This is a genomic window from Agromyces bracchium (assembly GCF_009709675.1).
GTDB classification, from domain to species: Bacteria; Actinomycetota; Actinomycetes; order Actinomycetales; family Microbacteriaceae; genus Agromyces; species Agromyces bracchium.
Map to the genome: position 1 here is coordinate 116,867 of NZ_WMLB01000023.1, position 26,498 is coordinate 143,364.

At 72.5% G+C, this 26,498-nt stretch carries 19 protein-coding genes; 6 read left to right on the plus strand and 13 right to left on the minus strand.

What is annotated here, in order from left to right:
* Positions 1–669, minus strand: a complete 669-nt coding sequence (locus tag GJ743_RS10085; RefSeq protein ID WP_155051803.1) for a nucleoside/nucleotide kinase family protein — start codon at positions 667–669, stop codon at positions 1–3.
* 76 nt (positions 670–745) lie between these two features.
* Here GJ743_RS10085 and GJ743_RS10090 point away from each other — a divergent pair, with 76 nt between their 5' ends.
* Positions 746–1,654, plus strand: a complete 909-nt coding sequence (locus GJ743_RS10090; RefSeq protein WP_155051804.1) for an HhH-GPD family protein — start codon at positions 746–748, stop codon at positions 1,652–1,654.
* A 6-nt stretch (positions 1,655–1,660) separates the two neighbouring features.
* Here the strand turns inward: GJ743_RS10090 and GJ743_RS20175 are convergent, their stop codons facing one another.
* From GJ743_RS20175 to GJ743_RS10105, 3 genes are all read right to left on the minus strand, one after another.
* Positions 1,661–3,061, minus strand: a complete 1,401-nt coding sequence (locus GJ743_RS20175) for an adenylate/guanylate cyclase domain-containing protein (protein ID WP_155051805.1) — start codon at positions 3,059–3,061, stop codon at positions 1,661–1,663.
* The gene (locus tag GJ743_RS19985; RefSeq protein WP_155051806.1) at positions 3,058–4,914 is read right to left on the minus strand and encodes an FAD-dependent oxidoreductase; all 1,857 of its coding nucleotides are present in this window, start codon (positions 4,912–4,914) and stop codon (positions 3,058–3,060) included. The genes GJ743_RS20175 and GJ743_RS19985 overlap by 4 nt, the downstream gene beginning before the upstream one ends.
* A 203-nt stretch (positions 4,915–5,117) precedes the next feature.
* Entirely contained in the window at positions 5,118–6,488 is a 1,371-nt protein-coding gene (locus GJ743_RS10105) for an MFS transporter (protein ID WP_155051807.1), read from the minus strand.
* Between the two features lie 124 nt (positions 6,489–6,612).
* On the opposite strand from GJ743_RS10105, the gene GJ743_RS10110 reads away from it, so the two are divergent.
* Positions 6,613–7,533 carry a LysR family transcriptional regulator gene (locus tag GJ743_RS10110; RefSeq protein ID WP_155051808.1) on the plus strand — a complete coding sequence of 307 codons (921 nt, stop codon included), beginning with the start codon at positions 6,613–6,615 and terminating at the stop codon, positions 7,531–7,533.
* Positions 7,534–7,564: 31 nt separating this feature from the next.
* Here the strand turns inward: GJ743_RS10110 and rbfA are convergent, their stop codons facing one another.
* The 4 genes from rbfA to nusA form a co-directional block, all read right to left on the minus strand.
* Positions 7,565–8,032, minus strand: coding sequence for a 30S ribosome-binding factor RbfA (gene rbfA, locus GJ743_RS10115; protein WP_155051809.1), 468 nt, complete (start codon positions 8,030–8,032; stop codon positions 7,565–7,567).
* 129 nt (positions 8,033–8,161) lie between these two features.
* The gene (gene infB, locus GJ743_RS10120) at positions 8,162–10,960 is read right to left on the minus strand and encodes a translation initiation factor IF-2 (RefSeq protein ID WP_328289041.1); all 2,799 of its coding nucleotides are present in this window, start codon (positions 10,958–10,960) and stop codon (positions 8,162–8,164) included.
* Between the two features lie 88 nt (positions 10,961–11,048).
* Positions 11,049–11,294: a YlxR family protein gene (locus GJ743_RS10125; protein ID WP_155051811.1), complete on the minus strand. Its 246-nt coding sequence runs from the start codon at positions 11,292–11,294 to the stop codon at positions 11,049–11,051.
* A 54-nt stretch (positions 11,295–11,348) separates the two neighbouring features.
* Complete coding sequence (gene nusA, locus GJ743_RS10130) at positions 11,349–12,347, minus strand: transcription termination factor NusA (protein WP_155051812.1); 999 nt, start codon at positions 12,345–12,347, stop codon at positions 11,349–11,351.
* Between the two features lie 171 nt (positions 12,348–12,518).
* On the opposite strand from nusA, the gene GJ743_RS10135 reads away from it, so the two are divergent.
* Both GJ743_RS10135 and GJ743_RS10140 read left to right on the plus strand, forming a co-directional pair.
* Positions 12,519–14,024 (plus strand): alanine/glycine:cation symporter family protein, encoded by a 1,506-nt coding sequence (locus GJ743_RS10135; RefSeq protein WP_155051813.1) that lies wholly within the window; start codon positions 12,519–12,521, stop codon positions 14,022–14,024.
* A gap of 47 nt (positions 14,025–14,071) precedes the next feature.
* Positions 14,072–15,679 (plus strand): flavin monoamine oxidase family protein, encoded by a 1,608-nt coding sequence (locus GJ743_RS10140; RefSeq protein ID WP_196216976.1) that lies wholly within the window; start codon positions 14,072–14,074, stop codon positions 15,677–15,679.
* 18 nt (positions 15,680–15,697) lie between these two features.
* Here GJ743_RS10140 and GJ743_RS10145 read toward each other — a convergent pair whose 3' ends face one another.
* The 3 genes from GJ743_RS10145 to GJ743_RS19590 form a co-directional block, all read right to left on the minus strand.
* On the minus strand, positions 15,698–19,057 hold the full coding sequence (locus GJ743_RS10145) for an nSTAND1 domain-containing NTPase (protein WP_155051815.1): 3,360 nt from the start codon (positions 19,055–19,057) through the stop codon (positions 15,698–15,700).
* A gap of 45 nt (positions 19,058–19,102) precedes the next feature.
* Positions 19,103–19,621: a hypothetical protein gene (locus tag GJ743_RS10150; RefSeq protein WP_155051816.1), complete on the minus strand. Its 519-nt coding sequence runs from the start codon at positions 19,619–19,621 to the stop codon at positions 19,103–19,105.
* A 151-nt stretch (positions 19,622–19,772) separates the two neighbouring features.
* A complete protein-coding gene (locus tag GJ743_RS19590) occupies positions 19,773–20,882 on the minus strand; it encodes a helix-turn-helix transcriptional regulator (RefSeq protein ID WP_230386703.1) in 1,110 nt (369 codons plus the stop codon).
* 170 nt (positions 20,883–21,052) lie between these two features.
* Here GJ743_RS19590 and GJ743_RS10160 point away from each other — a divergent pair, with 170 nt between their 5' ends.
* Positions 21,053–21,478: a hypothetical protein gene (locus GJ743_RS10160; protein WP_155051817.1), complete on the plus strand. Its 426-nt coding sequence runs from the start codon at positions 21,053–21,055 to the stop codon at positions 21,476–21,478.
* Positions 21,479–21,532: 54 nt separating this feature from the next.
* On the opposite strand, the gene GJ743_RS10165 is transcribed toward GJ743_RS10160, so the two are convergent.
* Positions 21,533–23,572, minus strand: a complete 2,040-nt coding sequence (locus GJ743_RS10165; protein WP_155051818.1) for a PhoX family protein — start codon at positions 23,570–23,572, stop codon at positions 21,533–21,535.
* 237 nt (positions 23,573–23,809) lie between these two features.
* Between GJ743_RS10165 and GJ743_RS10170 the strand changes: the two genes are divergently transcribed.
* Positions 23,810–24,616 (plus strand): DUF1206 domain-containing protein, encoded by an 807-nt coding sequence (locus GJ743_RS10170; RefSeq protein ID WP_328289042.1) that lies wholly within the window; start codon positions 23,810–23,812, stop codon positions 24,614–24,616.
* Between the two features lie 69 nt (positions 24,617–24,685).
* Here the strand turns inward: GJ743_RS10170 and GJ743_RS10175 are convergent, their stop codons facing one another.
* Positions 24,686–26,452, minus strand: coding sequence for a proline--tRNA ligase (locus GJ743_RS10175; RefSeq protein ID WP_328289043.1), 1,767 nt, complete (start codon positions 26,450–26,452; stop codon positions 24,686–24,688).
* Positions 26,453–26,498: the final 46 nt, after the last annotated feature.

Consider the following 26,498-nt stretch of genomic DNA (forward strand, 5'->3'; position numbering starts at 1 on the left):
TCAGTCGGCCTCGGGCCGTGTGCCCGCCGCCTCGGCCCACGCCTCGTCGGCCGGCCCGTCGTCGTCGCCGGCGCCGCCCGCCGCGCCGCGGGTCGGATGCGCGGGGTCCGCGAGGTCGACGACGATGGACGCGACCTCCCGCGGGTCGCTCGACGCGTAGGCGAGCCGGTCCGCGGCGTCCGTGGGCTCGCCGTCGACGGCGATCGCCACGTCCCATTCGTCCCGCAGCCGCGTGCGCAGGAGGAACCGGCCGTCGAGCACGAGGATCGCGTCGGCGGGGCCGGTCCGCCACTTCGGCTCGATCCACGCGTCGCGCGCGAGGTCGAAGCCGCGCGTGACGAAGGCGGTCGACCCGGCCATCCGGTACGGCTCCACGAGCGTGCGCTGCAGCAGCGACTCGTCGATGCCGTAGCGCCAGTATCGTTCGGGCGTGTCGGGTCCGTACTCGGCCTGGGCCTCGCGCGACCGGTGGAAGTCCTCGACGCTCGCGCGGAACACCGCCAGGTCGCGCTCGCGGAGCACGTCGGCGAGGTCGTCGCCGAGCGCGGTCTTGCCGCTCCGGAGCGGCCCGTCGATCGCGACGATCACCCGACCTCGGCCCGTGCGGGCGAGGAACTCGTCGGCGACCCCGCGGAGGAACGCCACCCGGGGTGTGGTGACCAGGCGCATGCTCCGAGCGTACGTCGCCCGACTCGGTCGCGTCGACCGGCGCCCCGCCCCGAGTCGTCGGCCATACGCTGGACGGATGCCGACCCCCGTGCCGAACGTGGACGCCGCCTCCGCGCGGGCGATCGCCGACGCCGTGAACGAGTGGTTCGCCGGCGCGGCGCGGCCGCTCCCCTGGCGGGCGGCGGATGTCTCCCCCTGGGCCGTGCTCGTGAGCGAGTTCATGCTGCAGCAGACCCAGGTCGCGCGCGCGCAGCCGCGCTGGGAGGAGTGGATGCGACGATGGCCGACGCCCGCCGACCTCGCCGCCGCGCCGCCGTCGGAGGCCGTGCGCATGTGGGATCGGCTCGGCTACCCGCGCCGGGCGCTGTGGCTGCACCGCGCCGCGACCGAGATCGTGGAGCGTCACGGCGGCGAGGTGCCGCGCGACCTCGACGCGCTCCTCGCCCTGCAGGGCATCGGGCCCTACACCGCGCGGGCGATCGCGGCGTTCGCGTTCGGGGAGCGGCACCCGGTCGTCGACACGAACACGCGGCGCGTCATCGCGCGAGCGGTCGACGGCGTCGGCGAGGCCGGCCCGCCGGCGACCCGGCGCGACCTCGACGCGATGTCGGCCCTCCTGCCCGACGACCCCGGCGCGGCGCGCGTGTTCAACGCCGCGGCGATGGAGCTCGGTGCGACCGTCTGCACCGCGCGCGCACCGCGCTGCGACGACTGCCCGATCGCCGCCCGCTGCGCCTGGCGGTCCGCAGGCTACCCGGCCTACGACGGCCCGCGCCGAGCCCGTCAGGCGCGCTTCGAGGGCAGCGACCGCGAGGCCCGAGGACTCGTCATGCGCGAGCTGCGCGCGGCACACCGCCCGGTCCCCGTCGACGAGCTCGCGCACGCAGTCGCCGATCCGGAGCGGCTCGCCCGCGCCGTCGACGGGCTCGTCGCCGACGGCCTCGCCGTGCCCGTCGAGGGCGGGCTCGCGCTGCCGGAGGCGTGATCCCGGCTACTCCTCGTCGAGTCCGATCAACTCGAACGCCTCGACCGGCGCCCGACGACCCTTCACCTGGAGGGCGCCGAGGGGGCGAAGCACGGCCGACGCGCCGAGCCGGCGTGCGGTGTCCGCTCCGATCGCGACGCCGCCGACCGGCGCCGAGCCCTCGAGCCGGGAGGCGACGTTGACCGCATCGCCGATCACCGTGTACGTGCGGCCGCCACCGGTGCCGAGGATCCCGACGTTGACCACTCCCGAGTTCACGCCGACGCGGAACCGCGGCCAGTTCGGATGCGCGGCCTGCACCGCGGCGGCCGCCCGCTGCAGCGCCAACGCCGCGCCGGCCGCCCGGCGCGCGTGCGACGAATCCGAGGCGGCGTCCTCGAACACGACCATGACGGCGTCGCCGATCAACCGGTCCACGCGACCGCCGTAGCGTTCGACGAGGGGCGGGATCACGTCGGTGAAGTACGCGTTCAGCGTCGCGGTGACCTCGGCCGGATCGTGCGCCTCCGAGAAGCTCGTGAAGCCCTCGAGATCGGCGAAGAGCACCGACACCTCGCGCTCGCCGGCGGCGGTGTCCCGCGTGTAGAGACCCGCCCAGCGCTCCTCCCGCCACGAGCGCTGCGCGGCGACGACGATGACCACGAACGCGGCCAGCATGAGCACGTGCCACTCCCACCACGACAGGTGCCAGTTGCGACCGAACACGACCGCGATCTCGGCCTCGGCGAGGAGGGTGAACGCGGCGGCGAACGCGAGCGGCAGCGGCGAGGCGGCGTGCCGCGGCATCCGGAGGTACCTGACGACGGCGACCGCGTAGCAGGCGAGCCCGACGATGGCGAGCAGCGCGAAGGGGATCGTCATGCGCTCGGGGGGCGTCTCGGCGAACGGCCCGATCTCGAGCAGCGACACCGCGCCCCAGGCGAGCATCGCCGCGACGAGCCCGGCCACGAGCCAGGGCGCGAGTCGCAGCACGCGCGCGCCGTGCGCGCCGTCGAGGTCGGCGCTCGACCACCCGGCGAACACCGCGGCGATCGTCAGGCCGACCGGCGTCGCGAGCGCGAACCCGGTGTTGCTGCCGGCGAGCAGCACGCCCGGCGTCGCGAGCGCGTGCAGCGCGAGGAACCCGGCCGCGGCGAGGAACGAGAGCGAGACCAGGACGAGTCGTGCGTCGTGGCGCAGGCGCGCCGCCGCGGCGACCGCCCACGCGAGCGCCGCGTTGATGGTCCCGGCCGCGAGCACGAGCCAAAAGTGCGTCGGCTGATGCTCCCACTCGAGGTCGAGCCCGGGGCGGGCGATGAGGAGCGCGAGCCCGGCGAGCGGGATCGCGAGGAGCACGATCGCCCACGCGACCCGCCCGGCGGTCGGCGGCGGTGCCGTCGGACCCGTGCCGGGCGCGAGCCCGCTCACGGCCCGGATGCCCCCGAACCCTGCGCCGCGGTCGGCGCGGCATCATCAGCCGGCGGGGTCGGCGCGGCCGGCGGTGCGACATCCTCGGCCGGCGGGGCAGGCGGAGCCGGTGGCTCCGGCACGGGCGATGCGACGCCGAGCGTCGCCGCGGACGCCGGTTCCACCGTGCCGGTCTCGACCTCGGCGAGTCGCCGGTGCACCGAGGACACCACGACCGATCCCTCGCCGACCGCCGACGCGACGCGCTTGACCGAGCCGCGCCGTGCGTCGCCCACGGCGAACACGCCCGGCACGCTCGTCTCGTGCGGGAACGGCTCGCGTTCGAGCGGCCAGTTCGCGCGTTCGCCCTCGGCGACGACCTCGGGCCCGGTGAGCACGTACCCCCAGCGGTCGCGCAGGATCTCCGGCGGCAGCCATTCGGTGCGCGGTGCCGCACCGATCAGCACGAAGAGCCCGCCGCACTCCACGTCGCGCTCCTCGCCCGTGTCGCGGTCGCGCACGCGGATGCGCTCGAGCACCCCGTCACCGCCCCCGCCGACGACCTCGGCGCGCGTGCGCACGGCGACGCCCTGCGCGACGAGCTGGTCGATGAGGTACTGCGACATGCTGGCGGCGAGCCCCGTGCCGCGCACGAGCACCGTGACGGATGCCGCGTACCGGGCCAGGTGCAGCGCCGCCTGTCCGGCGGAGTTGCCGCCGCCGATGATCGTGACGTGTCGCCCGGCCATGCCCTGCGCCTCGATCGCCGAAGCCCCGTAGTACACGCCGGCGCCCTCGAAGGGGGTCAGTTCATCAACGTCGAGTCGGCGGTACGACACCCCCGTCGCGAGGACGATCGACGAGCAGCGGATGCAGTCCTCGGGCGCGACGCGCACGCGGAATCCGTCGGCATCGCGTTCGATGCCGACCGCCTCGCGCGCGTGCGCGAAGCGGGCCCCGAACACCCACGCCTGCTGGTAGGCCCGCTGCGCGAGCTCCGACCCCGAGATGCCCCGCGAGAAGCCGAGGTAGTTGCGGATGAGCGAGCTGGAGCCGGCCTGTCCGCCGATCGACTCGCGTTCGACGACGAGGACGTCCAGGCCCTCGGATGCCGCGTACACCGCAGCGGCGAGCCCACCGGGCCCCGCCCCGACGACCACGACGTCGGCCTCGCCGTCGAGGGTCGTCGTGAGCCCGTACGCGGCGGCGAGCTCGGCGTTGCCCGGGTCGAGGAGCACCCGGCCGTCCAGGAGCAGCACGACCGGGACGTCCGGCAACTCCTCCTCGACGCCGACCGCGAACAGTCGCTCGCGCGCGGCGTCCGACCCGGGCTCGAGCCACTCGTGCGGGATGCCGCCCCGGGCGAGCAGGCTCCGGAGCTCGTGCGTGCGCGGCATCCCCGCCCGTCCGATCACCGCGACCTCCCGTGGTCGCAGGCCGATCGAGCGCTCCCACTCGAGCAGGAACTCGGTGATCGTGCGGTGGAAGTACTCGTCGGGCGAGTGCCACGGGCGGATGACGTAGTACTCCAGCTCGGCGGCGGCCATGAGCGAGAGGATCTCCTCGCGCACGGCCGAATCGCCCCACTGCCCCCACTCGATGAGGCGTCCGCGCCGGACGTCGGGGAACCGGCGGCGGGCGTGCGAGAAGACGGTGCGCCCGTCGAGATCGCCCGCCCGGTCGGCGAGGATCAGCGCGAGCTGGCCGCCCTCGTCGGCGAGCGCGTCGATGCGTTCGGCCGCCTCCCGGTCGTCGTGGACGGGAACGACGGCGTAGTCGACCGTGTAGCGGCGCTCGAGTTCGGTGACGACGGAGGTGCGCGCGCCGGGCTCGCGTGCGACCACCATGATGACCGGTCGTGCGACGCTCGACATGCGCTCTCCTCCCGCCGGCGCGCCGCGACCACCCGCATCCGGGTCGCCGACCGGGCACCGCCGACGCCCGCAGTGTACCGCCCGCTCCCTCGCGCACGACAGGGGCGTCGGGCCGGTCGCGTGCGGCTCGGGCGAACGGATGCCCCGGGGCGTCGGCCCCGGGGCATCCGTCTCGCTGCTCGGCCGCGCCGCGGCCGCACGGGTCAGCCGACCGTCGCGGTCGCCTCGGTGCGCGCCCGGTCGGCGGCATCGACCTCGCGGAGGTCGAGCCCGCGGGTCTCGCGGGCCGCCGCGACGGCGACGAGCGTGATCGCGCAGGCGACGGCGACGTAGATCGCGATCGGCACGCTCGAGCCGTACTGCCCGAGCAGGGCCGTGGCGATGATCGGAGCGAGCGATCCGGCGAAGATCGAGGTGACCTGGTATCCGAGCGAGACGCCCGAGTAGCGCATGCGCGTCGGGAACATCTCGGCCATGATCGCCGGCTGCGCCGCGTACATGAGCGCGTGGAACACGAGGCCGAGGGCGATGGCCGCCCAGATGACGATCGGGTTGCCCGTGTTCATGAGCGGGAACGCGAAGAACGCCCACGTCGCGCCGAGGATCGCGCCGGCCGCGTAGACGGGCTTCCGGCCGAAGCGGTCGGAGAGGTTGCCCGCGATCGGGATCGCGACGAAGTGGACGGCGTGCGCGGCGACGAGGATGAGCAGCGTGTTCGCCGTGCCCTCCTTCACGACCTGGGTGAGGTACACGATCGAGAAGGTGACGACCACGTAGTAGAGGATGTTCTCCGCGACACGGAGGCCCATCGCGGTGACGACGCCGCGCGGGTAGCGCTTGATGACCTCGAGGACCCCGTAGCTCGTCGCCTTGGCGGCGTCGCGCTCGGCCTGCATCTCGAGGAAGATCGGCGCGTCGGTGACCTTGGTGCGGATGTACCAGCCGATGAGCACGATGACCGCGGAGAGCCAGAACGCGACGCGCCAGCCCCAGCCGAGGAACGCCTCGTCGGAGAGCGTCGAGCTGAGGACGAACAGCACGAGCGTGGCGAGCAGGTTGCCGACCGGGACGGCGGCCTGCGGCCAGCTCGCCCAGAAGCCGCGACGCTCGGACGGGCTGTGCTCGGCCACGAGGAGGACGGCGCCGCCCCATTCGCCGCCGAGCGCGAAGCCCTGCAGGAACCGGAGCAGGACCAGGAGCGCCGGTGCGGCGAGTCCGATCTGCGCGTAGGTCGGCAGGCAGCCGATGAGGAAGGTCGCGACGCCGATCAGGATGATGCTGAACTGCAGCAGCTTCTTGCGGCCGTACTTGTCGCCGAGGTGGCCGAACACGATGCCGCCGAGGGGCCTGGCGATGAACCCGACCGCGTACGTGAGGAATGCGGCGATGATGCCGGCGTACGGGTCGTCGGACGGCGGGAAGAAGGTCGTGCCGAAGACGAGGGTGGCGGCCGAGGCGTAGAGGAAGAACTCGTACCACTCGACGACGGTGCCGGCCATCGACGCGGTGACGACGCGGCGGAGGCCCGACGTCGCGGGGTTCGCGGCGGCGTCCCGTGCGGGTGCCTGGGTCATTCGATGCTCCTTTGCATGGAACGTGATGGGGGTCGGACGCTGGCGCGTCACCGGACGAGTCTCGCGTGCATGCCTGTGCAGTCCAATGACGAACCTCGCACCCGCGATGTGCGAAACTGCACAGATGCCAGCCGCACCGCCACGCCGGACGCCGAGCGCCGACGACCTCATCGTCCTGCTCGCCGTCGCCCGCGAGGGCCGCTACACCGGCGCCGGCACGAGGCTCGGCCTGAACCACACGACCATCGCCCGACGCATCGACGCGCTCGAGCAGGCGCTCGGAGGCCGGGTGCTCGTCCGCGGTGCCGCGGGCTGGGTGCTGACCCCGCTCGGCGAGCACGCGCTCGCCGCCGCGGAGGACGTCGAGCAGGCCATGCGGCGCCTCTCCCCCGACGAGCCGACGCTCGCGGGCGTCGTCCGCCTCTCGGCGACCGACGGCTTCAGCGGGTTCATCGCCTCGCCCGCCATGGCGGCGCTGCGCGCGCGGCATCCGGATGTCTCGCTCGAGGTCGTCGCCGCGACCCGCCGTGCCGCGCAGCAGCGCGTCGGGGTCGACCTCGAGGTCGTGGTCGGTCGCCCGCACGTGCACCGCGCCGAGGCGATCCACCTCGGCGACTACGTCCTGGGGCTCTACGCGAGCCGGAGCCTGCTCGCCCGATGCGGCACGCCGGCATCGGTCGACGACCTCGCCGGCGAGCCGCTCGTGTACTTCATCGAGTCGATGCTGCAGGTCGACGCGCTCGACGCGGCGCGGCGATCCACGCGCGGCATGGTCGACGCCGTGTCGAGCACCAATGTGTACGTGCACGTCGACGCCACCCGCGCGGGCGCGGGTTTCGGCCTGCTGCCGGCGTTCCTCGCGGACCCGCACGACGACCTCGTCCGGCTCTTCCCCGACGAGGTCGAGGAGCGCCTGCCCTACTGGCTGGTCTGCCGCCCCGAGGCGCTGCGCCAGCCGACCGCGGTCGCGTTCATCGCGGCACTCCGTATGCGGATGGACGAGGCGCGTGACGCACTGCTGGGTCGGCCGGCGGCGGCCTGGTAGCGCCGGAGCGCATCCCGACGGCCCCGCGCGATCAGCGGGCCGCCGACTCCTCGTCGAACTCGTCCTCGCCCTCGTCGAGATCGCGCGGCGTCACGTACGGGTCGGCGTCGCCCGCGTACTGCGCGCCGGCGGCGAGCGCCGTGGTCTCGGCGTCGCGCTCGCGAGCCTCGCGGAGCAGGTCCTCGATGTGCTGGGCGTTCTCGGGGATCGCGTCGGCGATGAACTCGAGCGTCGGCGTGAGCCGGGCGGTGATGTTGCGCCCGACCTCGCTCCGCAGCATCCCGGTCGCGGCCTTCAGCGCGAGCGCCGAGTCGCGGCGCTCCTCGTCGGTGCCGTAGACCGTGTAGAAGATGCTGGCGTGCTGGAGGTCGCCGGTGACGCGGACGTCGGTGATCGTGACGAACCCGAGGCGCGGATCGCGCAGGCCCTTGTCGAGGCGACGCGCGACGATCTCCTTGATGCGGTCGGCCAGCTTCCTGGCCCGCTGCGGATCGGCCATGATGGCCTGCCTTTCCGTTCCGCCCCGGATGCCGCGGCTGCGGTCTCGCCCGGAGCGGTCCCTTCGGTTCTGGTGGAGGGGTCGGGGCCCCGCTCATCGTGTCGACGAACGGGGCCCCGCACCGAGGGCCTAGGCCCGCGGCTTCTCGCGCATCTCGATGGTCTCGATCTCGTCGCCGACCTGGATGTCGTTGTACTTGCCGAGGCCGATGCCCGCCTCGAAGTCCGTGCGGACCTCGGTGACGTCGTCCTTGAACCGGCGGAGCGACTCGATCGCGAGGTTGTCGCCGACCACGACGCCGTCGCGGATGACGCGCGCCTTGGCGTTGCGCGTGATCGTTCCCGACCGCACGATGACACCGGCGATGTTGCCGAACTTGGAGGAGCGGAACACCTCGCGGATCTCGGCGACACCCGACTGCACCTCTTCGAACTCGGGCTTCAGCATGCCCTTCAGCGAGTTCTCGATGTCGTCGATCGCGTTGTAGATGACGTTGTAGAAGCGCACGTCGACGCCCTCGCGGGCCGCGCGCTCGCGCGCCTTCACGTCGGGGCGGACGTTGAACCCGATCACGATCGCGTTGTCGATCGTGGCGAGGTCGATGTCGCTCTCGGTGACGGCGCCCACACCGCGGTGGAGGATGCGCAGCTGGACCGAGTCGTCGACCTCGATCTTCATCAGCGACTCCTCGAGCGCCTCGACGGCACCCGACACGTCGCCCTTGATGATGAGGTTGAGCGCCTCGACCTTGCCCTCCTCGAGCGCACGCGTGAAGTCCTCGAGCGAGATCCGCTTGCGGGCCTTGGCCAGCTGGGCGTTGCGCTCGGCGGCCTCGCGCTTCTCGGCGATCTGGCGGGCCGTGCGGTCCTCCTCGGTGACGAGGAAGGTGTCGCCGGCTCGCGGGACGCTCGAGAGGCCCTGCACCTGCACCGGCCGCGACGGCGTCGCGGCGTCCACGGGCTCGCCGTTCTCGTCGCTCATCGCGCGGACGCGGCCGTAGGCCGTTCCGGCGACGATCGCGTCGCCGACCTTCAGCGTGCCCGACTGGATGAGCACGGTCGCCACTGCGCCGCGGCCCTTGTCGAGCTTGGCCTCGATGGCCACACCGCGCGCGTCCTTGTCGGGGTTCGCGCGCAGGTCGAGCCCGGCGTCGGCGGTCAGGAGGACCGCGTCGAGCAGCTCCTGGATGCCGATGTTCTCGCGGGCCGAGACGTCGACGAACAGGACGTCGCCGCCGTACTCCTCGGCCACGAGGCCGAACTCGGTGAGCTGCTGGCGCACCTTGCCGGGGTTGGCATCGGGCTTGTCGATCTTGTTCACCGCGACCACGATCGGCACGTTCGCCGACTGGGCGTGGTTCAGCGCCTCGACCGTCTGCGGCATGATGCCGTCGTCGGCCGCGACCACGAGGATCGCGATGTCGGTCACCTGCGCACCGCGGGCACGCATGGCGGTGAACGCCTCGTGACCCGGGGTGTCGATGAAGGTGATCGCTCGGTCGACGCCCTCATGCTCGGTGTGCACCTGGTACGCACCGATGTGCTGGGTGATGCCGCCGGCCTCGCCCGCGACGACGTTCGCGTTGCGGATGGCGTCGAGCAGGCGCGTCTTACCGTGGTCGACGTGACCCATGACGGTCACGACCGGCGGTCGCGCCATCAGGTCCTCGTCGGTCTCGTCCTCGAGCTCCTGGTCGAGGTCGATGTCGAAGCCCTCGAGCAGCTCGCGGTCCTCGTCCTCCGGGGAGACGACCTGGATCTTGTAGCCGAGCTCGGCGCCGAGCACCTCGAAGGTGGCCTCGTCGAGCGACTCGGTCGCCGTCGCCATCTCACCGAGGTGGAACAGGACGGTGACGAGCGAACCGGGGTTGGCGTCGATCTTGTCGGCGAAGTCGGAGATCGAGGCACCGCGGCGCAGGCGGATGACGGTGTTGCCGTCGCCGCGCGGGACGCTCACGCCGCCGAGCGACGGGGCCTCCCGCATCTCGAATTCCTGCCGCTTCGTCCGCTTGGACTTGCGCGCCTTGCTCTTGCCGCCACCGCGACCGAACGCACCCGCGGTACCGCCGCCGGGACCACGACCACGACCACCGCCGCCACCGGGACGCGGGCCGGCGAAGCCGCCGCCGGGCGCGCCGCCCGGACGGAAGCCGCCGCCGGCGCCGCCGCCGGGACGCGGGCCGCCGCCGCCACCGCCGCCGGGGCGCTGGAAGCCGCCGGGACGACCGCCACCGCCACCGCCCGGACGCGGCGCGCCGGGGCGCGGCGAGCCGGGACGCGGGGGCTGGGGCCGCGGGATGTTGCCGGGGGTCGGACGCTGGCCCATGCCCTGCGAGCTCGAGAACGGGTTGTTGCCCGGACGCGGCTGGCTCGGACGCTGGCCCATGCCCTGGGAGCTCGAGTAGGGGTTGTTGCCGGGGCGGGGCGCGCCGGGGCGGGGACCGCCCGGTCGCGGCGCGCTCTGGCCCGGCTTCGGCGCGCCGGGGCGCGCGACGTCGGCCGGCTTGGGAGCGCCGGGCTTCGGCGCGCCGCCCGGGCGGGGTGCCGACGGCGCGGGGGTCTCCGCGGATGCCGCGGGGGCGGGCGTCGTGTCGGATGCGGCCTTCTCGGCGGCCGCGGCCGCGGCCTTCTTCTCGGCCTCGGCCTGGCGCTCGGCGACGCTCATGGGAGCGTCGGCCTGCGGCGCGGCCGCGGGCTTCGGCGCCGGCTTGGGGCCGGGCTTGGCCGCAGCGGGCTTCGGCGCCGCTGCGGGCTTGCTCGCCGCGCCGGCGCCCTCGAGGGCAGCCCGCAGGCGACGTGCGACGGGGGGTTCGATCGAGGACGACGGGCCCTTGACGTATTCGCCCATCTCCTTCAGCTTCTCGAGCGCGACCTTGCTGTCGACGCCGAGCTCGCTGGCGATCTCGTGTACGCGTGGTTTGGCAGCCACTTCTCTCCTGTTCCGGGTCCGACCCCGGGACAGGGGCGGACCATCAATGGCGGACGGGTCTCATTTCGAGCCGCTCATGAGTTGTCCATTAGCCGTTCAGCCTGTTCTCTACATCGGATGTGTCCAGCTCGCCGCTCACGCGAAGCGCGCGCCCGAAGGCGCGCCGTCGCTGGGCGAGTCGGAAGCACTCGAGCCTCGGATGCAGCCACGCGCCACGCCCGGGGAGCACCGCCGACGTATCGGCGAGGACTCTGGTGTGCTGGGCGACGACCCTCAGAAGCGAGGACCGCGGGGCGCGCGAACGGCATCCGATGCACGTTCTGACGGGTTCCATCCTACACCTCCCGGCTGGGCGTCTTCCGACCGCCGCCCGCGCGGGCGGCGCGCCTCACGCCTGGTCGAGGATCGAATCCGGCTGGATGTCGATCTTCGCGCCCGTGAGCTTGGCCGCGAGGCGGGCGTTCTGGCCCTCCTTGCCGATGGCCAGCGAGAGCTGGTAGTCGGGCACGAGGGCGCGCACGGCACGGGTGCCCTCGTCGATCACGTAGGCGCTCGTCACCTTGGCCGGTGAGAGCGCCGACGCGACGAAGGTCGAGAGGTCCTCGTTCCAGTCGACGATGTCGATCTTCTCGCTGCCGAGTTCGGCGGTGACCGCGCGCACGCGCTGGCCCAGTTCGCCGATGCAGGCGCCCTTGGCGTTCACGCCCGGCTGGTTGGCTCGGACGGCGATCTTCGTGCGGTGACCGGCCTCGCGGGCGAGCGAGACGATCTCGACGACGCCGGAGGCGATCTCGGGCACCTCGAGCGCGAAGAGCTTGCGCACGAGCGCGGGGTGCGTGCGGGAGACCGTGATCGAGGGGCCCTTCGCGCCCTTGGCGACGCTCGTGACGTAGACGCGGATGCGCTGGCCGTGCGGGTACTCCTCGCCGGGCACCTGCTCCTCGGGCGGGAGGATCGCCTCGACCGTGCCGAGGTCGATGTGCACCATGCGCGGGTTCGGGCCCTGCTGGATGATGCCCGCGACGATGTCGCCCTCGCGACCGCGGAACTCGCCGAGCACGGCGTCGTCGGCGATGTCGCGCAGGCGCTGGTTGATCACCTGCTTCGCGGCGAAGGCGGCGATGCGGCCGAAGTCGCTCGGGCTGTCCTCGGCCTCGCCGATGACGTTGCCCTCCTCGTCGTACTCGGGGACGAAGATCGACACGTGACCGGTTTTCCGGTCGAGGTGGGCGCGCGCGCCCTTGGGGTTCGCGTGGCCGTGCTGGCCGGGGTTGGTGTGCTTGAGGTAGGCCATCAGGATCGCCTGCTCGATGATCTGCACCAGTTCGTCGAACGGGATCTCCTTCTCGCGCTCCATCATGCGGAGCACGCTGAGGTCGATGTCCATTACGGCCTCCTCTATTCAGCTCTCAGTCCGCCTCCCCCTCTCGGGCGGAACACTCAAGCGTAGCGGATGATGCGGCGTCCGCCCGAACGCTCCGACGATGGGATCCCGCTCGACCACGCCGATTCGGCCGGGTTCCCGAGGTTCGCTCGGGATCGCTGCCATGCTTGCGGGATGGACGCGCTCAACGACCTCGTGCTCGCCGCGGGCGACACGCTCTGGACCTGGATCGTGCTGCCCGTCGTGGTGCTGCTCGGCCTCTACTTCACGGTGCGCTCCGGCGTCGTGCAGTTCCGGCTCATCCCCGAGATGTTCCGGACCCTCACCGACAAGACGCCGCGCGACGAGTCGGGCGAGCCGCAGTCGGTGTCCGCCTTCCAGGCCTTCACGATCTCGGCGGCCTCGCGCGTGGGCGTCGGCAACATCGCGGGCGTCGGCACGGCGATCGCGATCGGCGGGCCGGGCGCGATCTTCTGGATGTGGCTCATGGCCTTCATCGGCGGCGCCTCCGCGTTCGTGGAGTCGAGCCTCGGCCAGCTCTTCAAGGTGCGCGACAAGGACGGCTTCCGCGGCGGGCCCGCGTACTACATCGAGCGCGGGCTGAAGGCGCGCTGGGCCGGCATCCTGTTCGCGGTGATCCTCATCGTCTGCTTCCCGTTCGCGTTCTCGTCGCTGCAGGCGAACACGATCAGCGCGTCGCTGACCGGCGCGGTCGCACCCGAGGGCGGCGGCGAGTGGATCGCCTGGATCGCGGGCGCCGTGCTCGCGGTGCTCACCGGACTCGTCGTCTTCGGCGGCGTCCGCCGCATCGCCCACGTCACGCAGGCGGTCGTGCCGCTGATGGCGCTGCTCTACCTGCTCGTCGGGCTCATCATCGTGGCCCTCAACATCACGCGGCTCCCCGAGGTGTTCGCCTCGATCTTCACCGAGGCGTTCGGATTCAACGAGGTCGTCGGCGCGACGCTCGGCACGATCATCCTCACGGGCGTCAAGCGCGGCATGTTCTCGAACGAGGCCGGCCTCGGCTCGGCGCCGAACGCGGGCGCGAGCGCGGCCGTGACCCACCCGGTCAAGCAGGGTCTCGTGCAGACCCTCGGCGTCTACTTCGACACGTTCCTGGTCTGCACGATCACGGCGTTCATCATCCTCGTCTCGAATCCCGACCTCGCGAGCGCCGAGCGCGGCATCGGTCTCACGCAGGACGCGATGGTCGCGAACCTCGGGCCGTGGGCGAGCATCCTGCTCACGATCATCGTGTTCCTGCTCGCGTTCAGCTCGATCCTCGGCAACTACTACTACGGGGAGTCGAACATCGAGTTCATCTCGCCGAAGCCGTGGCTGCTCACGACCTACCGGTCGCTCGTCGTCGTCGCGATCTTCGTCGGCTCGGTCGCGGCATCCGACCTCGTGTGGAACACCGCCGACGGCGTCATGGGGCTCATGGCGCTCGTGAACCTCATCGCGATCGCACTGCTCTCCGGCATCGCGTTCCGGCTGCTCCGCGACTACACCCACCAGCGCAGGCAGGGTCGCGATCCCGTCTTCACGCGCGACCGGCTGCCGGATGTCTCGGGCATCGAGTGCTGGGTCGACGAGCGGTCGGTCACCGGCCCCATCGACATGCCGACCGCCCAGCACCAGGCCGAGAAGCACCGGGACCACCTGCACCACGAGGAGTAGCTCCTCCCCACACCTACCGGATCGCGAGGCTCATCATGGCAGGACGAATGGGCACCACTCCCACGTCGGCACGCATCGGCCGGATCCTCCGCGCCCACGCGGAATCCGAGCGTTCGGGCGTGCCCGTCGACGACGTGCTCGGCCGCGCGGCCGAGGGCCCGCCCGGCGCGCACGGCATCTCGCGCCGCGCACTGCTCCGCTCGGGCGCGGCACTCGGGGCCGCGCTGGCGATGGCCGGCCCCGCCCACGCGGCGAGCGCCGCGAAGCCCACCGCACCGCGCGTCGCCATCGTGGGCGCCGGTCTCGCGGGGCTCCGCGCCGCGCACTGGCTGTGGCGCGTCAAGGGCATCGCGTCGACGGTATACGAGGCGAACACCCGGGCCGGCGGCCGCTGCTGGTCGCTGCGCGACCACTTCTCGAACGGCTTCGTCGTCGAGCACGGCGGCGCGCTCATCAACACCGACCACAACGCGACCCGCAACCTCGCCTCCAACCTCGGCCTGAGCCTCGACGTCGTGGCGGGCGGCAGCTACCAGGGGTGGGAGGACAAGTACTGGATCGACGGCGTCGACTACCCGTACGACGACGCGAATGAGGACTGGGGCGCCGTCTACCAGGCGTTCAAGGCCGATCTCGCGGCCGCGCCGTACTGCCAGACGTACGACTCGCAGACCGCGGCCGGAATCGCGCTCGACCGCATGACCGTCGACGAATGGCTGCAGCAGAAGGTCCCCGGCGGGCTCGCGAGCCCGTTCGCGAAGCTCATGCAGTCGAACGTCATGGCCGAGTACGGCCTCGAGCCGCACGAGCAGTCCGCGCTGAACCTCGTCTACCTCCTCGGCTGGAACTCCCAGAACAGCCTCTCGCCCGTGAACGGCGCGGACGAGAAGTACAGCGTGCGCGGCGGCAACGACCTGCTGATCTCGCGGATGATCGAACAGCTGCCGGCAGGCACGGTGCAATACGGCCGCGAGCTCGTCGCGGTCGCGCAGCTCGCGGACGGCACCGTCCGGCTGAGCTTCCGCTCCGGCAACTCCACCGTCGACGTCGTGGCCGACCGCGCCATCCTCGCCCTGCCCTTCACGACGCTGAAGGACTGCGACCTCTCGCAGTCGGGCTTCTCGGCGCTGAAGCGCCGCGCCATCGCCGAGGTCGGGCTCGGCGCGAACTCGAAGATCCACGTCGAGCTCTCGCGTCGGCCGTGGGTCGAGCAGGGCTACGGCGGCGCGACGTACACGAACAAGGCGGGCTTCCAGTGCGGCTGGGACGACACGGCCGACCAGCCCCTGCCCGCGGGCGTCTTCAACTTCTTCCCGGCGGGCGACCAGGTGAAGGCGTGGAAGGGCGACCCCTTCGGCGTCGCCCCGGGCGCGCAGGTGAACGCCTACCTCGCGCAGCTCGAGCCGATCTTCCCGGGCGTCACCACCGCCTACACCGGACGCTCGTACCGCGACTTCTGGTGGGCGAACCCCTGGTCGAAGGGCGCCTACACGTGCCAGCGCCCCGGCCAGTACACCGAGCTCTTCGGCGTCGCCGCGGTGCCCGAGGGCAACGTGCACTTCGCGGGCGAGCACACGAGCGTCTACTACTACGGGTTCCTCAACGGCGCGGTCGAGTCGGGCGAGCGCGCGGCGAAGGCGGTCGCGTTGTCGTGAACGGGCGACCGCGGCCGGTCAGGGCACGTCGGGGCAGGTGCGCCGGTACGGCTCGTCGCCGAAGTGGTCCGCCCATTCCGTCCTCGTGAGTTGACGCGAGGCGAGGGCGCACGCCGTGTCGCGCATGGCGTCGAGGTCGCGGACGACGATCCCGCCGTCCGGCCGCCAGCGCCGGATCGTGGCGGGATCGCGCGTCACCGTCACGACCTCGGCGGCGCCCGCGATCCAGTACATCGTGGACGTCCATGACGCAAGCGGTTCCAGGATCCGGCGGAGCGGCTGCCCGGTGTCGAGGTCGTACGACCAGATCCCGTCCACGCGGCTGCAGAGGAAGCCCGATCCCCGATGGACGAGGACCGTCCGGCATCGGAGGTCCGTCCGGACCCAGCTCACCTCGCCCGATGGGACGCCGATGCGCGCCGCCCGGTCGGAGGACATCACCAGCACCCCGCCGGTCCCGTCCGACGCCAGGAGGAGCGAGGTCATCGAGGCGTTCCCCTCGACGGGAAGGTCGATGGCCCCGGTGAGCGCGAGCGACTCGGCGTCGTAGACGCGGAGGTGGTCGCCGGCGCCGCCGTACAAGCGGCCGTCGACGAGTGCGATCCGCTGGAGGCCGACCCCGACCTCGGATGCCGCTGCGGCCTCGAGAGGGCGGATGAGGTGGCCGGTCGTCAGTTCGAGCATCGCCGGCTCGCCGGCGCCCCGCAGGAGCAGGTAGGCGGTGCGGCCGTCGGGCGCGAGCACGGGGCGATCCCTGAGATCCACGTCCAGGGTCGTCGCCTCGAGCGCGAACCCGCTCGACCGCAGGGGCACGCCGACGAGGTCGCTCACGCAGCAGGACTCGGGCTCGGCCGACGAGGGGCGACGCGTATGGATCAGCGCCGTCGACCCGTCGTCGCTGACGATCACCTGGCGGTACGGGGCAGCGGAACGGCTCACGCGGCGAGCCGCCTCGCCCCCGAGGGAGGTCAGGTCCACGTCCAGTTCGCGCACAACCCCGCCGGTCGAGAGGTCGAGGATCATCGTGGTCGAGGCGGGCTCAGCGTCCTCCACGGCCGGATCGACGACGACGAGGGCCGTGCGGGTTCCGGGGACGACCGCCGCGGCGACGCTCACGGCATCGGGAAACCTCACCGTGCGCACCAACCCGTCCGCGTTGCCGAGGGCCCCTTCCAGCGCGACCCTGGCACGAGGGTCCTCGGGCCAGCGCCGGTGGATCTCCGCGGCGACGAGCGCCGCGACCTCCCGATCCGTCGCCGCGCTCGACGCCGCCGAGGTGAGCGCCTCGATGCGGACCTGCTCAGCGGCGGCCTCGGCGTCCGCACTCCGGATCACCGCGACGCCCGAGGCGATCACGGCGATCACGGCGAGGATCGCCGAGACCGCGAGTGCGACGCGCAGCCTGCGGTTGATCGCCCGCTCCCGTTCCGCGCGGTCCTCCAGTTCCCGCACCTCGTCGCGGTGCGCGGCGAGCGACGCGGTGACGTAGTCGGACTCGGTGCTCGTGAGCCCCGGAGCGGTGCGTTCCCGCCATTCGACGGTCGCCTGCAGGCTCGCACCGCGCATGAGTTCGTCGTCGGGTCGCCCGGCGTCGTCCCATGCGGCTGCGGCGGCTTCGGTCCGACGCAGCATCCGCGCGTCTCCCGCATCCTCGTCGAGCCACGCATCGAGCCGCGGCCAGGCCCGACCGACCGCCTCGTGGGCGATGATCGCCGAGTCGCGGTCGATGGTGACGAGCCTCGCCGCGACCAGGGACTCGACGACGGCGCGGCGCGTGGCGCCGCCGGTGAGCGTGTCCAGCGGCACGCGCCGACGAACGGTCGCACCCTCGGGAGTGCGCTCGACCAGTCTCATCATGAGCGAGCGGCAGACCTCTCGTCCCTCGGTGCCGAGGGCGCCGTAGACCTGCTCGGCGGAACGGGCGATCGCGCCGGCGATCCCGCCGACTGCGTCGTATCCCTCGAGCGTGAGGGTGGCGCCGTCGCGACGGCCCCACGTCGCCGCCAGTGCGTGGGACAGCGCCGGGAGGATCGCGGCCCGGTTCCCGGCGTCGCGGAGGATCACCTCGACCAATCCGGCCTCGAGCGAGAGTCCCGCAGCCTCTGCGGGCCCGTTGCACGCGAGACGGAGTCCGTCCTCGTCCATCGGGGCGAGGGCGTAGACGTCCTGTCCGAGCGCCGTGCCGATCACCGGGACCGCACTGGCCCGGTCCAGGAAGTCCGAGCGGAGTGTGAGGACCATGCTGCCGCCGGCATCGAGCCAGGAGCGGATGAGCGCTCCGAGCTCGCGCAGCTCGTCTCCCGGGAGTTCGAGCAGTTCCTCCGCCTGATCCACCGCGAGCGCGGCGGGATCGCCCGACACCGTGTCGCGGAGCTCGGCCAGGCCCGATTCGTCGGGAGTGATGACGACCACGCGGCGGCCCAGCTCGCGCAGCCGCGGCACCACGCCGGCACGCAGCACCGAGGACTTGCCCGACCCGCTCGGGCCGACGATCGTCACGACCGCTCCGGGCCGGACGCGGGCGAGGATCGCTCCGACGTCTCGGTCGCGTCCGAAGAACACGGCCGCGTCGTCGACGTCGTACGCGGCGAGGCCCCGGTACGGGCACGACTCGTCAGCGCCGCCCGGCCGCCCGCCCGGGAGTCCGGCGTCCGACTCGAGTGCGGGGTCGTGGCGCAGGATGTCGACCTCGAGGCCCCGGAGCTCGTCGCCGAGGTCGAGTCCCAGCTCCTCCACGATCCGCCCGCGCGCGGAGCGGAGGACCCCGATCGCCTCGGCCTGCCGCCCGGCCCGGTAGTTCGCGAGGGCGAGGACGGCCCAGCGGTGCTCGCGCAACGGGGCCTCCCGCACCATCCGCTCGGCATCCGGGATGACCGCCGCGTCCTCACCGAGACGCAGCCGAGCGTCGAGGAGCTCCTCCTCGACGTCGGCGCGGATCTCGGCGAGACGCATCGCCTCGGCGCGCGCCGGCGGCCAATCGGAGACGTCCGGGTAGGGATCGCCCCGCCACAGGTCGAGCGCGCGGCGATAGGCTGCGGCGGCACGATCGTGGGCGCCCTCCAACCCGAAGCGTCGCGCCCGCGACACCTCGCGCTCGAACATCACGGCGTCGACCGCGCCGTCGGGAACTCCCAGTCGGTAGCCGCCCCCGACCGTGAGCACGGCGTCCCTGCCGAGACGCGAGCGGATCCTCGCGATCGCGTTCTGGACCTGCTGCGTCCACGTCTGCGGGGGCCGCTCGCCCCAGCACGCGTCGGCCAGCTCGTCAGGTGAGACCGAGCGTGCGCGCCGCACCACCAGGGCGGACAGGATGGTCCGCTCCCTCGGACTGAGCGCCGGCCCGCCGGTGTCGAGGGGACCGAGCACGCACACGGTCATGCTGGCAGTGTGGGCCGCGGCAACGGACGCGTCAACCTGATCGGGTCACCGCTCGAGGACGGTGATTCCGACCATCGGCGGCGGGAAGGGGCCGGGTCGCACCTCGAGCGCGACAACGAAGTCGTCGTCGACGAAGCCCCAGCGCTCGCCCTCGTCGCCGCCGCGGAGCGGGCCGTTCCAGACCTGAGGAACGATCTCGCCGATCCGCTCGGCCAGTTGCTCCGCCTGCGGCTCGGGCTCGTCCATCTCGAAGATCATGTCCCACACCCCGGGGGCCACGCTGGAGTACGCGAGTTCCCCGTCCGGAAGCGGGAACTGCGCGGGGAAGTCCGCGGCGACACCCTCGATCTCCTCGATGTACTCCCCCTCCTCGCCGTAGGCCTCCCAGATCGGGTCGTCCCACTCCGCCTCGGCGGTGGACTCCGATCCGGCGGCGGCGGTCGCCGCGGGCCGGCCGCCGTCGCCCGACGAGGCGCACCCGGTGAGCAGCAGCACGGCCGCCGCCGCGCCTCCCGCGATGTGCCGGTGCACGGCCCTGCGATCAGTGGTCGCTGCGAACATCATTCCCTCCACCTCTCGAACTCTGCTGCGGGCGACGGGTGATCGTCGCCCTCGGCCGGGGAGCGCGGTGCGTGCTCCCCTCTCATGTTCCTAGGCTCCATCAGGGCACTATCCGTTCGCTATCCGCGTGGGTCGAGCGAGTACCCGGCGCCGCTCAGCGCCGATCGCGCAGGTACGCGAGGCTCGCCGCCACGCGGCGATGCGTGTCGGGCCCGGGCTGCAGTCCGAGCTTCTGGAAGATCGCATTGACGTGCTTCTCCACGGCCGAGAGCGACACGTGCAGTTCGCGTGCGATCGCCGGGTTGCTGCGTCCGGCCGCGACGAGCGCGAGCACCGCGGACTCGCGGTCGGTCAGGCGATCCAGTCGTGGGTCGGGGACCATGGCGTCGGCGGCGCGCGGCGCCGGTGCGGCGGCCTCCGCCTGCTCGGCCGGCAGTGCGCGCGACGCGGCCTCGAGCCGCGCGGCGATCGACCGGAGTTCCCGTCGCAGTCGCCGTGCCTCCGCGTCCGCGTCCGCGTCGTCGTCCACGCGGGCGCCGGCGATCAGGCCGACCGGAACGAGCGGCGAGGAGGCGAGGAACAGCGCCGTCGTGAGTCCCGCCGCGGTCGACTGGAACGCGGCGCCGACGGCGACGACCGCGGCCATCGCCGCGAGCGCCGCGAGCGGCCAGGCGAGCCGACGACGCAGCGCCCGGTCGCCCCCCAGGAGCCGGACGAGGCCGACGACGACGGATGCCGCAGGGAGCAGGAACACGATCGCGCTCGCGGAGGCGATCCAGCGGGGCAGGACCTCGGCGAGCGGTCCGAGCATCGTGGTGCCGTCGAGGACCGCCGGAGTCGGCCCGGCCAACGCGGCGAACACGGGGATCGCCACGCCGGAGCCGAGGACGAGGAGCGACCACGCCGGGACGGGACCGTCGGAGTAGCCGGCGGCGAGGGGCACGAGCAGACCGAAGCCGGCGACGAAGGCGACCTGGGAGACGACGTGCCAGGCGAGGCCGGGTCCGGGATCGGCGAGCGCGAGCGCCGAGGCGGCGAGGGCCACGAGGTGCAGCACCCCGACGCCGGCGACGGCGGCGCACGTGAACGCACTCCCCCGCCAGATCGGGCCGAGGAGGCCGGCAAGGACGAACATCACGGGGACGATGAGCGTGGGGCCGGTCTCGGCGAGCGGGAGCGGTCCCGTGACCACCACGACGACCAGCGCGGCGGCGGCCGTCGCGGCGAGCACGGCCGCGCCGATCGCGGACCGGATCCGAGGCATGCCCGCAGTATCCCACCGATCGGCCGCGCATGATCGTGCGGTCGACCGCAGCGGTCGTGCGGTTCGCCGCAGTGCGCCCGCACGGCGCACCGCGATTGGCTGGCGTCGCCGGGAGGGACCCGGATCAACCGACCCGCCGCGTGGTTCGCGGTCACGAGAGGGGAATGAACATGTCCACTGCCCAGACCGATCTCGAGGGCGCCGACGCAGCACCGAACGTCGATCCGGTATCCGCCCCACGCCGGCGCGCGCGACGCGGCGCGCGCGTCCGCATCGGACAGGGCGTCCTCATCGCCCTGTTCGCGCTCTCCGGCGTGATCGCGCTGTCCACGCTCTTCGCCGACGACCCGTTCCCGGCACCGGCGACCGTGCTCATCGCCTCCTTCGGCGCCCTCGCGTCGGTGCTGGGCATCACGGCGGCGATCGGCGGCCTCGACTCCCGCGTCGTCCGCGCCGGCCTCTGGGCCTTGCCGCTCTTCTTCGTATGGCACGTCGCCGCGCTCGGCACCTGGGTGCCCGACGCCGCGTTCGCCGTGATCGCCGCCGTGGGGGTCGCGCTCGCCAGCGCTCCCCGTCCCCGCCGTCGCCCGGCATGACGAAGGGCGGTGACGGATGCCGCGGCATCCGTCACCGCCCCCTGATCAGGCTGCTCAGCCCTGCCAGACCTGCACGACCGACGGCCGCGGCGCGGCGACCCTGTCACCCGAGTGCGCGGCGACGTAGTCCGGGAACAGCGACGTCTGCGCGCCGACCGCACCGTTCTCACCGGGGTGCTGCACGGCGACGAACACGAGCCCCTCGCGGTCGTGGATCACCGGGCCGCAGGTCTCGGCCTCACGCGGCACCGAGAGGAACTGCTGGACGTTGCCGCGCTGGTCGCCCTCGAGCGGCACGCGGAACAGGCCGTCGTTGTAGCCGATCGTGCTCGGCTGCCCGTCGGTCGAGATCCAGAGGTTGCCCTCGGAGTCGAACGCGACATTGTCGGGGCAGGAGATCGGAGACACGAGCTCCTTCGGGAAGCCGGCGAAGTACGTGTAGCCGGTCACCGCGGGGTCGCCGCAGAGGAGCAGGATGCTCCAGCCGAAGGTCTCGCCCGCCTGGCCCGAGGTCTCGGTGAGCTCGACGACGTGGCCGTAGCGGTTGCCGGTGATCGGGTTGGTCTCATCGACCGGCACGGTGATGCCGCGGTTGGAGTTGTTCGTGAGCGCGAGGTACACCTTGCCGGTGAGCGGGCTCGGCTCGACGTCCTCGGGGCGGTCCATCTTCGTCGCTCCGACGAGGTCGGCCGCGAGTCGCGTGTACACGAGGACCTGCGCCGTGGTCATGCCCGGGACGACGCTCTCGCCGTTGCGGGTCAGGGCGATCCACCGGCCCGTGCCGTCGAATGCCCCGTCGTTCGGCGTGTCGCCGGCTCCGGTGATCTCGCCGGCGGGCGAGTTGCCCGAGAACTTCGCGACGAACAGGTCGCCCTCGCTGAGCAGGCGCATGTTCTTCTTGCGCGCGCTCGTCGAGGTCGCCGCCGTGTAGCGGCCCTTGGAGACGAACTTGTACAGGTAGTCGTTGCGCTCGTCGTCACCCATGTAGGCCACGACGCGGCCGTCCTCGGCGATCGTCACGTTCGCGCCCTCGTGCTTGAAGCGACCCATCGCGGTGTGCTTCAGCGGCGTCGACGTGGGGTCGCTCGGGTCGATTTCGACGATGTACCCGAAGCGGTTCGGTTCGTTGACGTAGCCGGGGTCGTGCGCGTCGAAGCGCTCGTCGTAGCGCTCCCAGCCCGTCTCGGTCGACGTGGTCGAGCGGTTGCTGTAGCGCGCCTGCTCGGGGGTGTCCGCGGCCCAGGCGAAGTAGCCGTTGAAGTTCTCCTCACCCGAGAGCACGGTGCCCCACGGCGTGGTGCCGCCGGCGCAGTTGCCGAGCGTGCCCTTGACCCAGCGCCCCTCGGGGTCGGCCGTGGTCTTCACGAGATCCGAACCGGCCGCCGGGCCGGTGAGCTCGAAGGTGGTCTCGACGGTGACGCGCCGGTTCCGCTTGCCGTCGACGACGTACGTCCACGGGTCGCCGACGCGACCGCGCTTCAGCTCGACGACGGCCATGCCCATCGCCGCCTTGAAGATCTCGCTGCGCTCGCGGAGTTCGTCGGGGTCGCTCGTCGGCGCGAACATGATCTCGGGGTTGACGTACTCGTGGTTGGTGACGAGCACGCCCGTCTTGCCGCTCGGGTCGGCGATGATGTCGAGGTAGTCGTTGTTGTAGCCGAACTGCCCCGCCTGCGCCGCGGCGGTCTGGCCCTCGAAGTCGAACGCGGGGACCGAGGAGAACAGCGGGTCGCCCCAGCGGATGATCGGCTGCCAGCGGTAGCCGTCGGGCACCGTGAAGTCGTCGACGTAGCGGCCGACGGGGTCGATCGGGGAGAACGGCAGGCCCGCGGTGCCGGGCTTCGCGGCGAAGGCCGGGGCGGCGTCGCCGCCGACCGCGCCGTTGAACACGAGGCCGATCGCGCCGGCGACGCCGAGGCCCAGGGCCGTGCGGCGCGAGATCGCCTGCGACGCGATGTCGCGGAAGTGGGCGTTGGAGGAGGTGTTGCACTCCGGGCCGAGGCACGCGTCGGCGCACTTCAGCCGGCAGGTCACCGGCGAACGCTTGCCGATCGCGTGCGAGACCGGGGTGAGACGGAGTTCGGGGATGGTCATGATGCTCCTCGTTCAGTGCACGGACGACCCGCGCGTCGGGCCGGAGGGATGCGCCGAGCCTCGCGGGACGGGATGACCGTCGGCCGACGTCCCGGCAGCCGCCGGGTGAACGACCGGCGTCGGCTCCGGGAAGGCTCCGACGGTCGCCCGCGCGTGCGACTACCACTCGTCCACGGCCCCGCGCAACCACGAACAGCGACCTGACGCACGTGCCTCCGCCGTCGCTACGCTGTGCGGATGATGACCGATACCGGCAAGGCCGCGGCCAGCGCGGCGCAGAACTCCCGTGCCTTCGAGATCGCCGCGCGCGTCGGCTTCGTCGTGCTCGGGATCGTGCACATCGTCATCGGCGGCATTGCGATCTCGGTCGCGCAGGGAGCCGGCGGCGAGGCGGACCAGAGCGGCGCGATGCAGCAGGTGGCGAGCCTGCCCTTCGGCGTGCTGCTGCTCTGGATCATCGCGCTCGGCCTGTTCGCCCTCGCGATCTGGCAGGTCACCGAGGCGTTCCTCGAGCGCGATCCGGACACGAAGAAGAAGTGGGGCCACCGCGTCAAGTACGTCGGCACCGCGATCGCGTACCTCTCGATCGGCATCACGTCGCTCGTGTACGCGCTCGGCGGCAGTTCCGACTCCGACCAGTCGTCGCAGACGCTGAGCGCGCAGATCCTCGCGGCGCCGGGCGGCGTCTTCCTGCTGGTCCTCGTCGGACTCGTCATCCTCGGCGTGGGCATCGCCTTCGTCTACCGGGGTGCGACGCAGCGCTTCGCCAAGCACCTCTCCCTGCCGGGCGACCCCGTGCGGAAGGGCATCCTCACGCTCGGCACCGTCGGCTACGTCGCCAAGGGCATCGCGATCGGCGTCGTCGGCGTGCTCTGGATCGTCGCCTCGCTGACGAACGACCCGGAGAAGGCCGGCGGACTCGACGCCGCGTTGAAGAGCCTCGCCGAACTGCCCTTCGGGACCGTCCTGCTCTGGCTCGTCGGGGCGGGGCTCATCGTGTACGGCGCCTACTGCTTCGCCCGCGCGAAGTACGCGCGCATGTGAGAAGCGCGCGGGAACGCGCGAGGGCCGGCGCGGATCATCCGCACCGGCCCTCGCCGCGTCAGGAGGCGCTCAGCGCCCGAGCACCGCGCGCACGCCCTCGATCGGCACGCTCGTGCGCTCGCCCGTCGCGCGATCCCAGACCTCGACGACGCCGTCGGCGACTCCGCGACCGGCGATCACGATCGTCGGCACGCCGATGAGCTCGGCGTCGGCGAACTTCACGCCCGGCGAGAGCTTCGGCCGGTCGTCGAAGAGGATGTCGAGCCCGGCGGCCTCGAGGTCCGCGACGACGCGCTCGGCGGCCTCGAACGCCGCCTGGTCCTTGCCCGTCGCCAGCACGTGCACGTCGAAGGGCGCGACCGAGGCGGGCCAGACGAGGCCCTTGTCGTCGTTGTGGAGCTCGGCGATGATCGCGAGGATGCGCGTCACGCCGATGCCGTACGAGCCCATGGTGACGGTCGCGAGCTTGCCGTTCTCGTCGAGCACCTTGAGGCCGAGCGCCTCGGCGTACTTGCGACCGAGCTGGAAGACGTGGCCGATCTCCATGCCGCGCGCGAGCTCGACCGGCCCCGAGCCGTCCGGTGCCGGGTCGCCCTCGCGCACGTTCGCCGCCTCGATCGTCCCGTCCGCGACGAAGTCGCGTCCGGCGACGAGCCCGAACACGTGCTTCTCGTCGAGGTTCGCGCCCGTGATCCACTCGGTGCCGTCGACGACGCGCGGGTCGACGAGGTAGCGGATCCCCGTCGAGGACTCGGCGCCGAGCACGGCGCCCTCGGGCGACCACGGGCCGATGTAGCCCTTGACGAGGCCCGGGTTCTTCGCGAAGTCCTGCTCGGTCGCCGCCTCGACCTCGGCCGGCGCGAACGCCACCTCGACGCGCTTGGCGTCGACCTCGCGGTCGCCCGGGATGCCGACGACGACGATCTCCCGCGTGTGGTCGGGGTGGGTCAGCGCGAGCACGACGTTCTTCAAGGTGTCGGCCGCGGTCCAGTCGCGGCCGTCGGGGCGCGGGTACTCGAGGTTCGCGAGGTCGACGAGCGTGGCGATCGTCGGCGTGTTCGGCGAGTCGAGCACCTCGGCGGCGGGGAGTCCGTCGAACGGGATCGGCTCGGGCGCGGTCGTCGTGAACGCCTCGACGTTCGCGGCGTAGCCGCCCGCCGACCGGACGAACGTGTCCTCGCCGACGGGGGTCGGGTGCAGGAACTCCTCGCTCTTTGAGCCGCCCATGGCGCCGGCATCCGCCTTCACGATGACGTAGTCGAGGCCGAGCCGGTTGAAGATGCGCTCGTACGCGTCGCGCTGCGCCTGATAGCTCGCGTCCAGTCCCGCGTCGGAGACGTCGAACGAGTACGCGTCCTTCATCGTGAACTCGCGCCCGCGCAGGAGGCCCGCGCGCGGGCGTGCCTCGTCGCGGTACTTGTCCTGGATCTGGTAGATCGTGAGCGGCAGCTCCTTGTACGACGAGTAGAGGTCCTTCACGAGCAGCGTGAAGACCTCCTCGTGCGTCGGCGCGAGCAGGTAATCCGCCTCCTTGCGGTCCTTCAGCCGGAACAGGGCGTCGCCGTACTCGGTCCAGCGGCCGGTCTGCTCGTAGGGCTCGCGCGGCAGGAGCGCCGGGAAGTGCACCTCGTGCGCGCCGGCGGCCTCCATCTCCTCGCGGACGACGCGCTCGATCTTCGCCTTCACGCGCAGGCCGAGCGGCAGCCACGCGAACACGCCCGGCGCCTGGCGCCGGATGTAGCCGGCGCGGACGAGCAGCTTGTGGCTCGCGACCTCGGCGTCGGCGGGGTCTTCGCGGAGCGTGCGGAGGAAGAAGTTCGTCAGGCGTGTGGGCACCCGACGATTCTATGCAGGGCGGATGCCGCAACCGCGCGCAGCACGA